The sequence below is a fragment of the Rhodoferax sp. genome (assembly GCF_030646845.1).
In the GTDB taxonomy this organism is placed as follows: Bacteria; Pseudomonadota; Gammaproteobacteria; order Burkholderiales; family Burkholderiaceae_C; genus Rhodoferax.
Genome location: NZ_JAUSLE010000021.1, coordinates 1 through 14149, shown reverse-complemented (window position 1 = coordinate 14149; position 14149 = coordinate 1). Strand labels below are relative to the sequence as shown.

General features: G+C 60.6%; 13 protein-coding genes. 6 read left to right on the top strand and 7 right to left on the bottom strand.

Features of this window, described 5'->3' with window-relative positions:
* The first annotated feature begins 12 nt into the window (after positions 1-12).
* Entirely contained in the window at positions 13-645 is a 633-nt protein-coding gene (locus Q7T10_RS05270) for an EcsC family protein (protein WP_304746701.1), read from the top strand.
* Between the two features lie 33 nt (positions 646-678).
* On the opposite strand, the gene Q7T10_RS05265 is transcribed toward Q7T10_RS05270, so the two are convergent.
* Together Q7T10_RS05265 and dinG are read right to left on the bottom strand one after the other, a co-directional pair.
* Positions 679-978: a hypothetical protein gene (locus Q7T10_RS05265; protein ID WP_304746699.1), complete on the bottom strand. Its 300-nt coding sequence runs from the start codon at positions 976-978 to the stop codon at positions 679-681.
* A 225-nt stretch (positions 979-1203) separates the two neighbouring features.
* Positions 1204-3348, bottom strand: coding sequence for an ATP-dependent DNA helicase DinG (gene dinG, locus Q7T10_RS05260; RefSeq protein WP_304746697.1), 2145 nt, complete (start codon positions 3346-3348; stop codon positions 1204-1206).
* 100 nt (positions 3349-3448) lie between these two features.
* Between dinG and Q7T10_RS05255 the strand changes: the two genes are divergently transcribed.
* The 4 genes from Q7T10_RS05255 to ppx all read left to right on the top strand — a co-directional run bounded on the left by Q7T10_RS05255 (position 3449) and on the right by ppx (position 8388).
* A complete protein-coding gene (locus Q7T10_RS05255; RefSeq protein ID WP_304746695.1) occupies positions 3449-5068 on the top strand; it encodes a tetratricopeptide repeat-containing diguanylate cyclase in 1620 nt (539 codons plus the stop codon).
* 207 nt (positions 5069-5275) lie between these two features.
* On the top strand, positions 5276-5728 hold the full coding sequence (locus Q7T10_RS05250) for a CHRD domain-containing protein (RefSeq protein WP_304746693.1): 453 nt from the start codon (positions 5276-5278) through the stop codon (positions 5726-5728).
* A 161-nt stretch (positions 5729-5889) separates the two neighbouring features.
* Positions 5890-6801, top strand: coding sequence for a polyphosphate kinase 2 (gene ppk2 / locus Q7T10_RS05245; protein ID WP_304746691.1), 912 nt, complete (start codon positions 5890-5892; stop codon positions 6799-6801).
* Positions 6802-6879: 78 nt separating this feature from the next.
* A complete protein-coding gene (gene ppx / locus Q7T10_RS05240) occupies positions 6880-8388 on the top strand; it encodes an exopolyphosphatase (protein ID WP_304746689.1) in 1509 nt (502 codons plus the stop codon).
* Here the strand turns inward: ppx and Q7T10_RS05235 are convergent.
* Both Q7T10_RS05235 and Q7T10_RS20800 read right to left on the bottom strand, forming a co-directional pair.
* Complete coding sequence (locus Q7T10_RS05235) at positions 8375-10165, bottom strand: phosphodiesterase (protein ID WP_304746687.1); 1791 nt, start codon at positions 10163-10165, stop codon at positions 8375-8377. The two genes, ppx and Q7T10_RS05235, sit on opposite strands and share 14 nt — an antisense overlap.
* 255 nt (positions 10166-10420) lie before the next feature.
* Positions 10421-10654, bottom strand: coding sequence for a hypothetical protein (locus Q7T10_RS20800; protein WP_370653732.1), 234 nt, complete (start codon positions 10652-10654; stop codon positions 10421-10423).
* A gap of 1 nt (position 10655) precedes the next feature.
* On the opposite strand from Q7T10_RS20800, the gene Q7T10_RS20795 reads away from it, so the two are divergent.
* Positions 10656-10880 carry a hypothetical protein gene (locus Q7T10_RS20795; protein ID WP_370653731.1) on the top strand — a complete coding sequence of 75 codons (225 nt, stop codon included), beginning with the start codon at positions 10656-10658 and terminating at the stop codon, positions 10878-10880.
* A gap of 44 nt (positions 10881-10924) precedes the next feature.
* On the opposite strand, the gene sixA is transcribed toward Q7T10_RS20795, so the two are convergent.
* The 3 genes from sixA to Q7T10_RS05215 form a co-directional block, all read right to left on the bottom strand.
* Entirely contained in the window at positions 10925-11386 is a 462-nt protein-coding gene (gene sixA, locus Q7T10_RS05225; protein ID WP_304746683.1) for a phosphohistidine phosphatase SixA, read from the bottom strand.
* Between the two features lies 1 nt (position 11387).
* Positions 11388-13490 (bottom strand): polyphosphate kinase 1, encoded by a 2103-nt coding sequence (gene ppk1 / locus Q7T10_RS05220; protein ID WP_304746681.1) that lies wholly within the window; start codon positions 13488-13490, stop codon positions 11388-11390.
* Between the two features lie 120 nt (positions 13491-13610).
* The coding region (locus Q7T10_RS05215) for a UDP-2,3-diacylglucosamine diphosphatase (RefSeq protein ID WP_304746679.1) at positions 13611-14149 on the bottom strand (539 nt) is incomplete at its 5' end.

Sequence of the window (14149 nt, the reverse complement as noted above, 5' to 3'; positions counted from 1 at the left end):
TAATTGCTGGCCATGACCGACAACGCCCTTGCCACCCTCGACTCAGACCAGAACTTTCGCCACAAAGTGGGCGACGCCATCCTGGATCTGGTGCTGCGGGTGCCCGCGTCCAGTGAAAACGAAATTGAGCACCCCGAAGCGCGGGCCCGCGCTCTGGGCCGCTCAGCCGCCCGGCAAGCGAGCCTGATGGCAGGCTCGATGGCGCTGCCGCCGGGCTTTCTGGGCTGGCTGACGATATTGCCGGAACTGATGGGGGTGTGGAAGCTGCAGGCGCAAATGGTGTCAGACATCGCGGCCGTCTATGGCAAGAGCGCGACGCTCGGCCGTGAGCAAATGGTTTATTGCCTGTTCAAGCACGTCTCGGCACAGCTTTTTCGCGATGTGGTGGTGCGCGTGGGCGAGCGCTTTGTGATTCAGCGGGCATCGCTGGGTTTTTTGCAGTCCGCCGCGCGGACGCTGGGCGTCAAAGTGACTCAGAAAGTCATCGGCAAAAGCGCAGCCCGCTTTGTGCCCCTGATCGGCGCGGTGGGTGTCGGAGCCTACGCCTACTTCGACACGACACAAGTGGCAAAAACGGCCATTGAGTTGTTCTCGAAGGAAATCGTCATCGATTCAGGTGCTCTAGAGGCCTCTAGCCCACGCTGAACATGCGTAACCAGCTATCACATCGATAGCAAATCAATCGCGGATCGGCTTGATTTCCCTGGGTTCGACGTCAATTACGTTGGGATCGTCGCGCTTTGGCGCCTGGCCATGTCCCGGCGCCCGATAGAACCGGTTCCACATCTCCTGGCGATTGACCTGAAAGGTCCAGGGGCTCACCGGCTGGCCCGTCAACCGGGCCCAGAACGCGCGCACCAGCCAGACGGCCAGCACCAGTAGCGCCGCAACCAGCAGACTGGCGAGAAACACCAGTCCCGCCAATAGCAGCACCACCCGAAATACCACGCCAAAAATCGTTGTCATCAACTGGTTCAACATTGAACTCCTTTACGTTCATCCCAATTGCGGCCAATTGCAGAAAATTCAAGAGTGCGTCAAAAAGCCCCCATGCTCCGCACTGCATGTCGTCGCTGCCCCCCAAAGGGGCCGACGTCGCCTTGGGGCGGCCCGGCGCCGATTGCAGTAGCCCCCACGCTCCGCACTACGTGTCGTCGCTGCCCCCAAGGGGCCGACGTCGTCTTGGGGCGGCCCGGCGCCGACTTAAGCCGCCAGCGCCACACCACCCACCCGGCGCGACACCGCATAGGGCGGCAAGCCCTGCAGCATGCGCCGACCAAACGGCAACCGCAACAGACGCCGGTCATAACAAATCACGGTGGCGTGGTCGTCCTCGGTGCGAATCGCCCTGCCCGTCCACTGCAACAGCTTGATGCCGGTGGCGGGCACCACCAATTCGGTAAATGGATCACGCCCGACGCTCTTGAGCCACTCGGAACGGGCCTCTTCCACCGGGTCGGACGGCGGGCTGAAGGGCAACTTGGCGATGAAGACCGTCTCACACAACTGACCGGGCAAATCCAGGCCTTCGCCAAACGACTGCAGCCCGAAAATCACCGAGGGCAGCCCGGCCTCGACCCGCGCCTGATGGGCGCCAAGCAAGCGGCCGCGTGCCATTTGACCCTGCACCAGGACCACCTCCTGCAGGGCGGGGCCCAGTGCATCAACCGCCGCTTTCATCTGCACGCGCGAGGTGAACAAGACCAGCGCCCCATGCGCAACCTGGCTCAAATCCGCCAGCAATTCGCCCACCATCTCCTGCGTATAGGCCTCGGCGTTCTTCGGGTCAGCGGCGGTTTCCACCACAATCAGCTCGCCCTGGGTGCGGTAGTTGAACGGGCTGTCGACCTCCAGGGTTGAAACGCAGGGGTTGTTGACCAGACCGGCCTCCTGCAGGAAATAGTCAAAACTGCCGCAACTGGTGAGAGAGGCGGAGGTAATGACCGCACCGCGCACCTGGCTCCACAGGCATTGGCGCAACAAATCGCCCGGCACGATCGGGCAGGCATGGGCCGTCAAAAACACCAGTCCCGAACTGGTGTCGGACTTCAGCCACTTGGCCAGGGGCTGCGGCCCATGCTCCAGCAACAGGCTGCTGGTCTCCACCACACTGCCCAGTTTGGGCGCCAGCTGCCCCAGCTTGGCGTACATCAGCGAACAGCTCACCGCTTGCGAGGGATCCTCTTTGGCCAGCAGTTTCACTTCGGCACCGAGGGCTTCCAGGGCTTTGGACAGACCCCGGGCATGACCCTGAATCAGGGTCATGGGGTCACGCAAGTCGTCGGGCAGCACCCCGTTCCTGAAACGATACACGCCGTCGTACCCGGTACTGTTGACCTTGAGCAGGTCCATCAGGATGCGGCCAACGTCATGCAGGGCACCTTTAAGCTGCTGCGCCAGCGTGGTGACATCCTGCGCCAGCGTCAGGTTTATTTTTTCACTCACCTCGTGCAAGGTCTTTGGCAACTTGTCCAGCCAGCGCAGGTTGGACAGATCCATGCTGCTGGCGAACTGGTCCAGCGCCGTTGCCGGCAAATGATGCCCTTCGTCAAACACCACCAGGCAGTTGTCCAGCTCGGGCAGCGCCTTGCGCCCCAGCGAAGCCAGCACCAGATCGTGGTTGGCGACGATCACATTGGCCTCGGCCAGTTTGGTGCGCGCGTTGTAGTAGCTGCATTCGCGAAAGCGTGGGCAATGCCGTGCGGTGCAGGTGTGCCGCTCAGCCGCCACGGCAGACCAGTCGCGCGGTTCGGGCTGCTCGGCCAGGTTGTCGCGGTCGCCGTCCCATTTGCCGCCAGCCAGCGCCACTGCCAGAGAGTCGTACAACTTCATGCGGCGCTCTTCGGGGTCCTCGCCCTGCAGCTGCCGTGCGAAGGCGGCGCGTGGTGGGGGCGCATCTTCATCTGCCTCAAACAGGTCGTCCCCTGCCTCGCCGGCGCCGGCCAGACGCTCCAGCTTCAACTTGCACACGTAGCGGCCGCGCCCCTTGGCCAGGGCGTAGACAAAGGGGGTTTCGAGCACCGCGGCGAGTGCCGGCAAATCCTTGGTCATCAGCTGCTCCTGCAGGGCGACCGTCGCGGTGGAGATGACAACCCGCGTCTTGCGCGCCAGCGCCATGGCCACGGTGGTGGACAGGTAAGCCGCCGACTTGCCGACCCCGGTACCGGCCTGAATGACGGTGATGGCTTTGCCCGGGTTGGGGTGCTCACCCAGCGTCACGCTTGAGAGACTGCCTGCAATGCGCTGCGCCATCTCGCGCTGGCCCGGACGGGAACGAAAGCCCGGCGTGGCGTTCACCACCCGGTCAAAGGCCGCCAATGACAAGTCGGTCAAGGCATTAGAGGTCAAGAGAAATACCCATGGTTCTGTTTGGTTGGTTTGGTCTGCACAGACTCTATTACACCGCCTTAATGACCGATCGGTCTTTTTCCTCAAGCAAAATGCTCACATGAACATTGATGAGCCCGCACTCAACGAAGCAAGCCTGGAGACGCAGCTGAAAAGCGCCCATCTGGCACTAGATGGCGGCGACGTACAGACCGGTCGGGAGTTGTCCCACAAGGTTCTTAAGGCCGCCCAGACCCTCGGCAACAAACGCTTTGAGGCCAAGGCGCTGCTGTGTCTGGCGCACTGCGACCGCATGTTGTCGCGTTACCGGCGCGCGCACCGCGCCAGCCAGCTGGCGGCACAAGGATTTCAGCTGCTGGGCGACACCCCGGGCGAAGTGCTGGCGCTGGCCACGCATGCCTTTGTGGCCCTCAACCTGGGCCGCAACGAAGAAGCCGTCGAAGCCGCGCTGCTGAGTGTGCGCCTGAGCGAATTTCTCGACAACGATGAACACAGCGTCCTGTCATACAACGCTCTGGGGGCTGCCTATTTCTGGAGCCACCACTTTGACAAGGCCGAACAGGCGCTGCGCACCGCGATTCAGATCGCCGAACATGCCAGCCCGCCCCTGAGCACCTTCCAGCCGCAAATCAACCAGTGGTGGGCCCAGGTGATACGTATCTTTCATGAACGTTATTACGAGGGCGGTCTGCCGTCACTGGCCCTCATGCGCATGCACCGGGAGGCCGTCATGCGCCAGGTGGTCCGGGCAGACGCGAGCGAGTTTCCGATGGGCACGAATGTGACGACCGAGGCTGTTCTGCTGTTTGGCGCCAGTCTGGATGCGTGCTGGCATGGGCAGCTGGACCAGGCCGCCGATGACCTTGTCGCCCTCACCGGCTGGGCACAACGGTATGGCACGCTAACCTGGCTGTCCGCACTGGAGGCCTGGGCCGGCGCCGAGATTGCGTGGGCCCGGCGCGACTGGCCGGGGGCCACGCAACACGCGGCCAAAATGATCGAGATCGCCGTCACCGTGGAGCACGAGCAACTGGCCTGCCTCGGCCATCTGCTGGCGTCGCAGCTGTTCATGGCGCAAGGCCTGCATGGCCGGGCGCTGGATGAGCTGCGCCGGCTGCGGCTGCGTGAGCAGCTCATCCGCAGCGACTGTCTGGAAACCCGTGAAAACGTGGTGGACTGGCAAATCGACCTGCGCCTGCGCCAGCAAAGCATTGACCGGCTGGAGCTCACCTCGCGGCAACTTGAAAAACTGTCGCTGGAAGACGCTTTGACCGGCATTCCCAATCGCCGTGATTTTGAGCGCTATGCCTCGGAACTGCTGCAAAGAGGACTCGAACAGGGACAACCGCCCTGCCTGGCACTGGTCGATGTGGACAAGTTCAAACTCATCAACGACAACTTCTCGCATCAGGTGGGCGACGCGGTGCTCAAGCGCATTGCGCAGATTCTGAAATCCCACGTGCGCGAGGACGACATGGCCGCGCGTCTGGGGGGTGACGAATTCGTCATCATTTTCAAGACGGCTGATCTCAAGGTGGCGCAACAGGTGTGCCAGCGCATCTGCGACGCAGTGCGGGCATTCGACTGGTCCTCCATCAGCCCGCAACTGGAGTCCAGCCTCAGCGTGGGCGTGGTGCGTGCCGAGCCGGGGGACACGGTGGCGTCGCTGACCCACCGCAGCGACACCGCCATGTACGACGAGAAGAAGACGCGCCGTTAGCCCGGGGCGGTGACCCGCGCCGGATTGCAGAATGCGAAGCGGCCACACGGACGCTATCAACTTGATAGCTACTGACGCTTTATCGACGTGGGCTAGTGGCATATTTTGTTACAAATGCCTGGCCAAACAGCGTCCGTACACGAGGGACTGCCCGCTACACTGAGGCCCAAATTTCGATCGCTCCATCCAGTTGAAAGGAGTTGAACCATGCGCTTCCATCTTGCCGTGCGCGCCCTGCTCGCCACCACAATCCCGGCGCTTGTGATGGCCGGCTGCAGCGTGTTGGCGCCAGACGCACACCTGGCGGCATTCAGCACCCAGATGACCGGTATGAACCAGGTGCCACCTGTCGCCACACCGGCGACCGGCCGGGTGGACGCCGTACTGGACAAGAACACCAGGCTGTTTCGCTGGAAGTTATCGTTCACGGGGCTGAGCGGGCCAGCCACGGGAGGCCACTTTCATGGGCCAGCCGCCATTGGTGCCAACGCCGGCATCGCCCTTCGCTTCAAGAGCCCGGTCAAGAGCCCGTTGGCAGGCCAGGCCCCGTTGACCCCGGCCCAGGCTGCGGACCTGCTCGCTGGAAAATGGTACGCCAGTATTCACACCCCAGCCCACCCCGCGGGCGAGATCCGGGGCCAAATGATCTTGCGGGAATAAGGCAACCGGGACAGCCCCGATGCTCTGACCTGCTGAGGATCGGATAGGGGGTATCACAGCGGTCCGACCCGGGACGGGCACGCCCTCGTCGCAGGTGTCACGAGACCGTCACGAAACTGTCGTATCGTCGCTCTTCCGTCAACGCCCCCAGGGAGTCCAGGTTGAATTCAGATGAAGACGCATTGGTCCAGCGTATCAGGCGTGACCTGGCCGACAGCCACGACGAGGAGCTGGAACTGGAACTGGAAGACCGCAACCTGGACGAGCTCTCAGGCAATCCTCTGGACACGGCATCGTACAAAGAAAGCCGCCGGCAGTACTTTCGGGAACTGTTCCGCATGCAGGCCGAACTCGTCAAGCTGCAGGATTGGGTTGTCAAGACCGGCCACAAGGTGGTGATCCTGTTCGAAGGCCGCGACGCCGCAGGCAAAGGCGGCGTGATCAAACGCATTACCCAGCGCCTTAATCCGCGCGTCTGCCGCGTGGCAGCACTGCCGGCACCCAACGCGCGGGAGCAGACGCAATGGTATTTCCAGCGCTACGTATCGCACCTGCCCGGCGCGGGTGAAATCGTTCTGTTTGACCGCAGCTGGTACAACCGGGCCGGCGTTGAGCGGGTAATGGGCTTTTGCTCCGATGAACAGTACGAGGAATTCTTCCGATCCGTTCCGGAATTCGAAAAAATGCTGGTGCGCTCAGGTATTCAGCTCATCAAATACTGGTTTTCCATCTCGGATGACGAACAGCAACTGCGTTTTCTGGGCCGCATTCACGACCCCCTCAAACAATGGAAACTGAGCCCGATGGACCTGGAGTCACGCCGCCGTTGGGAGGAGTACACCAAGGCCAAAGAGATCATGCTGGCGCGCACCCACATTCCCGAGGCGCCCTGGTGGGTGGTGCAGGCTGACGACAAGAAAAAAGCCCGGCTCAACTGCATTCACCACTTGCTGGGCCAGATTCCCTATGGAGAAATCGAGCACCCGGCGATTGTGCTGCCCCCGCGCGAGCGTCATCGGGACTATGTTCGCCAGCCCGTATCCGAAGAAATTCTGGTGCCAGACGTGTATTGAGCATGGTGCCCGCCAACAGGCGGTTACAGCAGCGCCCGAATGCTATGCTGGGCGCTGAAAAACAGGAAGATATCGCCGATGCAAAATGGAACTCGCCTGGCGGCTGTCGATTTGGGATCGAACAGCTTTCGCCTTGAAATTGGCCGTATCGATCACGGCCAGTTTCACCGCACGGAGTATTTAAAAGAAACCGTCCGCCAGGGCAACGGACTGGATGACGAACGCAACCTGACCAGGGATGCCATGGAGCGCGGCTGGGACTGCCTGGCACGTTTTGGCGAACGTCTGGCCAGCTTCAAGAGCGGCGAGGTGCGCGCCGTGGCAACGCAAACCTTGCGTGAGGCACGCAACCGCGATGACTTTCTGGTTCAGGCGAGCGCCGTGCTGGGCTTCCCCATTGACGTGATTTCCGGCCGCGAAGAGGCGCGGCTGATTTACCAGGGGGTCGCCCACTCGCTACCGCAGGGCAACGAGCGCCGTCTGGTGATTGACATTGGCGGACGGTCTACCGAGCTCATCCTGGGTCAGGGCTTCGACCCCAAACTGATGGAGTCCTACCGTGTCGGCAGCATTGCATGGTCGACGCGCTATTTTCCGGACAACAAGTTCACCCCGCACGCCTTTCAAATGGCCGAAATCGCCGCCAAGGCGGTGCTGGACGAAGCACTCAACGCCTACCGGCGTGACGCCTGGGACGTTGCGTACGGCTCGGCTGGCACCGTGGGCGCGGTCGGCGATGTGTTGGCCGCCGCGGGTTGGCCCACCGGCAGCGTCAACCGGGAGGGCCTGGACTGGCTGCTGGGCAAACTGATCAGCGCCCAAAGCGCAGATCGACTCCGTCTGGCCGGCATGAAGGACGACCGACGCGCAGTCATTGGTGGGGGCCTGAGTGTTTTGCGGGCGGTTTTCGATCTGCTGCAGATCGACCAAATGCAACTGGCAACAGGCGGCCTGCGACACGGGCTACTGTTTGATCTGATGGGCCGAACAGAGGACCAGACCGACGTGCGCGCCAAGTCTGTCCAGCGGCTTGTGGCCAAATTCGGGGCTGATTCAGTGCATGGCCTGCGCGTCGGCAAAGTCGCCAACGACTTGTTCAGTCAGCTTCAGGCCAGCACTTTGACGCCAGAAAATCTGGCCGATGAGCGTCCAAACCGAAAGCTGAACTGGGCAGCCCAGTTGCATGAAATCGGCAGTCATATCTCGCACAGCGACTACCACAAGCACGGCGCCTACATTCTGGACAATGCCGACGCCATGGGCTTTGCCTTGTCAGAACTGCACAAGCTCAGTCTGCTCGTATTGGGGCACCGGGGCAAGCTGCGCAAACTGGAGGTGGACTTTGAAGACGACCTGTTCGTGCAACAGTTGCTCGCCCTGCGTCTTGCCGTCATCCTGTGCCATGCCCGGCGCGACCCCGATTTGAATGGCCTGGAGCTGACACGCGAGGTGGAGAATGGCAAGCGCTTTGCCCTGGACTGCCGCGCCGGGTGGGCACAGGCCTACCCTCAGTCGGCCCATTTGTTGCGTGAAGAGGTGCTGGCCTGGCAAAAGACGCCCTGGGCGTTGACCTTCACCGGATGCTGAAGTCTGAAGTCTCGCGCACCAGCAGACCCTCGCCATAGGTTTTTGCGTCATGCTTGGCCCGAGCGGCAACGGACGCCACCTGCTCTGCATTGGCGTATTCATCGCGATGAATTTTGACGGCACCGATCGAGATCGTCGTCATGGGAAAAAACCGTGACACCCCATGCCGGTCTTCTGCATGGATGCCACCCGCCTCGCGGGCCGGCATGTCAAACAGCTCAACGGCATGTTCTGCAAATTCGCTCACGATCCGCCGGCACTGGCTCTCCCAGTCGGCGCTCTGGTACAAGATGATGAAGTCATCGCCGCCCACATGCCCGACAAAATCACGCTGTGGATCACAATGGGCCAGGGCAAGTCTGGCCACCAGACGGATCATTTCGTCACCGCGCCAATAGCCATACTGGTCATTGAAGGGCTTGAAATTGTTCAGGTCCGCATAACAGGCGACAAATTCGACGCCGCTTTTCAAGAGTCGATCGATATGCTGGCTGATGGGAATATTGCCAGGCAAGAAAGTCAATGGGTTGGCGTGCCGGGCCGCCTCGATGCGCGTCTCAGTGACGGAGCGAACCAGCTGTTCGCCCGTCCCCAATCCTTCATAGCGCCCGTTGTCCGTCACGATGAAACCATCGGCCAGGTAGCGCTGATCATCCGAGGTGAGGATGCCAATCAACTCGTCAACATTATGGTCACGCTCGATCAAGCGGGGCTCAAGATTGGCGTGCGCCATGCACGGCTTGCGCCCCCATACCTCGCGGTAGTACAGCTTGCTGTATTCGTTCATGAAGCCCGCGCGATTGATGATGCCCACCGGCCGCGTGCCGTCAACGACGGCCACCGCGTGAAGGTTGGCATGGGCCAAAAACACGCTGGCGAGTTCATCGTTGGTGGCGGACGGGCCAACCGCTGGCGCTTCCACCACCGCAAGACGGCTCAGGGAGCCGCCATGCGACGCACGGCGCAACTCGGGGAACACCGCAACCCTTCGATCCCGCATCACATCCAGTGCCTCCTCCTCGATCTGCTCACGTGGCATCGGTGCCGGCCGCCCAAGGAAGTAACCCTGTCCGTACGTTATGCCCAGGTCACGCAGGACCCGCAGGTCATCCTCCGTCTCAATGCCTTCTGCCACCAGTGCGGTATCAAAAACTGCGGCAATTTGCTGCAGGGCCTGAATAGTTTTGAGTTTGTCGGCATGCTGGCTGATGTCTTTGGTGAAGTACTTGTCGATCTTCACAAACTCAGGCTTGAGCTGGGACCACAGTCGAAGGCTCGATCGGCCATCACCGAAATCATCCAGCGCCAGGGACACACCGGCAGAACGTATCTCACGCACGACACTCGCCAGATGATCCATGTCAGCCACCCGCTCATATTCGGTAATCTCGAGGACCAGCATGCGTGGCAAGACGCCAAAGCCACTGATCAAATCCATCAGAGCGTCGCGTCCGCAATGTTTCAAAACCTGTACCAGCACCTCCGCGCTGACGTTGACAAAAAGACGACCCGATTCAAGGAGCGTGCCCCAGCGATCAAGCGCAACGGTGACACAGACGTTCTCAAACTCATAGTTCAGACTCTCGTGCGCAGCAGCCGCCAACAACGCATCCGGCGCATGAAGCGATGTGTTTTTCGGCCCCCTGATCAGGGCTTCATGAGAGAAGATGGAGCCATCCCGCAAGGACACGATTGGCTGAAAAACCGGGTACAGTTCGTTGCCGCGCATCAGGCCAGCCAGTGGTCCCCGCCCCCGCCGCACGGAATTTGAACGCATGGACACAGGCGCCCCCCGGGCGCTTGCCCCGGGGCTTTGCGGCAGATCACCCGGAAGGAACGCCATCGCGGATACTGCCGTCGCGGTGGACAGCTGAACAATGCTCATGAAATGCCAACGTCGGAAAATTATTATTTTTCCAGTCTATGCACCTCAGATGACAAGGCCGTGACAAATCAGTGACAACACGGTAGCAGCTCAGTGCCAATTCAATTTGACGGCAGTCCACTAAACGATATAAACTGTATAAACCGTTTACTCAAAGGAAAACTCGATGGTCACAACGAACAAGAAGATCGCAACCGCCAAACCAGTCAAAATGGCAATCTTGCCTGCTGCGCCCAAGGTTGCCCCGACTCCGGCTGCATCGGTGGTCGTGGCAAAGAACGCCACCAAAGTTGCCGCGAAACCAGTGGCAAGAAAATCACCTTTGGCAGCCAAGACGCTGGTGAAACCATTGCCCAAACCAAAGATGGAAAAGCCCGCCAAGGTGAAAAAACCGAAGCTGGTGCGAGACAGCTTCACCATCCCGAAAGCTGAATACACCGTGCTGGACGACCTCAAGCAACGCGCAGGCAAGCTGGCCAGTCCAGCCAAGAAAAGTGAATTGATCCGCGCCGGTGTCAAGGCACTCGCCGCGATGTCCGACACGGCGTTTCTGGCAGCACTGAAGGCGGTGCCGGCGATCAAGACCGGGCGCCCCGCAAAGGACTGATCCCACAACAGGGACGGTCCGCAAGTGCGCTGGCCGTCTCTTGGTCAGAGCACTTCTGGCGACTGCACCGTGACCACCACGGTCTGGGAGTGCGCTTCGCGCTCCCTGTTGCGCAGCCACCAGACCGCGCCTTTTTTGACCGCACATTCGTTGGCATTCAAGCCCAGCAACTGGGCAATGGTTTGCCCCAGCGTTGGTTGATGCCCTACCACCAGCACGCACCCTTTCGCAGTGGGCCATTGCACCAGCTCAAGCAGTTGGGCGACACTGCCGTCGGGCGCAAGCTCTGGTCGTACTTTGTATTTTCTGCCCAGTGCCATCGCAGTCTGTTCAGTACGACGGGAAGGGCTTACCAGAATGCGGGCGCCTTCAGGCAACTGTCGGTCCAGCCAGGTCGCCATGCGGGCGGCCTGCTTTTCCCCGCGCGAGGTCAGTGAACGGGCCATGTCATCACAACCCAGGACCCAATCCTGAGCCTCTGCATGACGCCACAACACAAGGTCCATGTCAGTCTCCTGTTCCTTCGCCCCGGCCCGCGTAACGGGCCATCAAGGCAGCCTGGGCACCATGGGCCACGCGCCGGCCATCCGGCTTGACACGCGCATAGGTCCCGTCCGCCAACAGATCCCAGGCGTCCACGCCGTCGTGCAGATACGCCACAAGCTCTTCATCCACAATGCGTTGGCGTTGCACTGGATCAGTCACCGGCCAGGCGAGCTCGACTCGGCGCATCATGTTGCGATTCATCCAGTCCGCGCTGGACAGGTAGAGTTCTTCCACGTCATCCCGACGGAAGTAGAAAACTCGAGAGTGCTCCAGGAACCGACCAACGACCGAACGAACACGGATGTTGTCGGTCACGCCGGGCACCTGGGCTGGCAGCATGCAGGCACCGCGCACGATAAGGTCAATCTTCACGCCCATTTGCCCTGCACGAATCAACGCATGGATGAGCGCTTCATCCGTCAAAGCATTCATCTTGGCAACGATGCGACCAACCCCGCCTGAAGCCGCAGCAACGCCCAGGTCATTGATCTTCCCCATCAGCTTGTGATGCAGATAAAACGGTGCCAGCAGCACCCGGTTCAGTTTGGGCAAGCGGCTGTGGCTGGCCAGATGAACGAACACATTTTCCACGTCATCGGTAAGTGCCGCATCAGCCGTCAGGTGGCTCCAGTCGGTGTACAACCGCGCGGTGCGGGGGTTGTAGTTACCGGTAGACAGGTGAGCATAGCGCTTGAGTTGCCTGCCTTCCCGGCGTGTGATGAGCATCATCTTGGCATGCGTCTTCAGCCCCACCACCCCGTACAGAACCTGAGCGCCGATGGACTCGAGCATTTCAGCCCAGTTGATGTTGGCCTCCTCGTCAAACCGGGCCTTCAACTCCACGACCACGGTGACTTCCTTGCCACGACGCACTGCCTCACGCAGCAAGTCCATCAGCTCGGAGTCGCTGCCGGTGCGGTAGATGGTCTGCTTGATCGCCAGCACCTGCGGGTCGTTCACTGCTTCACGCAGGAATGCCAATACACCGCCGAAGCTTTCAAACGGCTGGTGAATCAAGACATCGCCACGCTTGAGCTGCTCGAAGAACGAGACGCCTGGCGTCAATTGCGTCGGGTAGCACGAACTGTAGGAAGGGAAGCAAAGCCGCGGCTCATGCACCAGGTCCACCAGTTGAGTCAACCTGACCAGATTGACCGGTCCCGGAACACGGAACAGGGCCAGTTCCGGCAAATCAAACTGCTTGAGCAGAAAACCGGCAAGGTATTCCGAACATCCCGCCGACACCTCAAGTCGCACCGCCTGGCCAAAATGGCGATGCTCCAATCCCTGACGCAATGCCGTGCGCAAGTTTTTCACATCTTCTTCGTCGACGGCAAGGTCCGAGTGACGGGTGACCCGAAATTGCGAAAACTGCCCCACATCACGGCCGGGAAACAACTCGGCCAGATGCCCCCGAATCACACTGGACAACGATACAAACGAGTTCCGACCGCCAGAAACGGCATCCGGCATGCGGATCATTCGGGGCAGCACGCGCGGCACTTTCACAATGGCAATGTCGTTTTCACGACCGAACGCATCACGTCCACCCAGGCGAACGATGAAGTTGAGCGATTTGTTGGCGACTTGCGGAAAGGGATGTGACGGATCCAGTCCAACCGGAATCAGCAGCGGACGCACCTCGCGCTCGAAGTACTGCTTGACCCAACGCCGCTGAGCCGTGTTGCGTTCGCCGTGGGAAACAATCCGGATGCCCTGCTTGTCAAGGGCAGGCAGCAAGGCATCGTTGTACAGCGCATACTGGCGCGCCACCAGCGTGTGCGCCGCGCGCGCAAGGCGCTCAAACGACGCGACCGTGAAGAGTCCTTTGTCGTCTTTTCGCTGGTTAGCCACCAGGTGCGGTTCAGCGCGGACTTCGAAGAACTCGTCCAGATTGGAAGACACAATACTCAGATAGCGAAGGCGCTCCAGCAGGGGGACGTCCTTGCGGTAGGCCCAGTCAAGCACCCGTTCGTTGAACGCGAGAATGCTGTGATCACGATCAAGCAGCGTCACGCTGGGAGGTGTCTGTGCCAATTTCGGCTGACGAAAGAATGAAAGCATGCCGTCCCGAACCCGTTTATTACAAATAGATGACTGATTGTTGACCGGTTTGATGACAGTTGTGTGACAGCGGTCAATTGCAGGCCCTGTTCCATCGGCAGCGCTTTGGGCCCTGGCCTGTCAGGCGGCTGCCACTGCGGCTTTCTGGCCAAGCCCCCGCGACTCTTTCACTGGCGCCCATTGCACCAACTCCAGGCGACCGTCCTGATGTTCTACCAACGCCGTGCGGCTCTCGACCCAATCGCCGTCATTGCAGTACAGCGTGCCATTGATGTCACGCATCTCGGCGCGATGGATGTGGCCGCAGACGACGCCCTGATGACCTCGGCGTTTCGCCTCATTCGCCACCGCCACCTCGAAGTCAGTGACATAGGCCAGCGCCTTCTTGACCTTGTGTTTGAGGTAGGCGGAGAGTGACCAGTATGGCAGCCCCAGCCGGGCCCGCCAGTGATTGAGGTGGCGATTGAGCTTGAGCGTGAATTCATACAGGTTGTCACCCAGATAGGCCAGCCACTTGGCACACTGGATGACGCCATCAATCAGGTCGCCGTGTGTCACCCAGATGTTTCGCCCATCGGCCGTGGTGTGAATCGCGTCCTCCACCACTTCAATGCCACCAAACTGGTGTCCGATGAAGCCACGGGCAAACTCATCGTGGT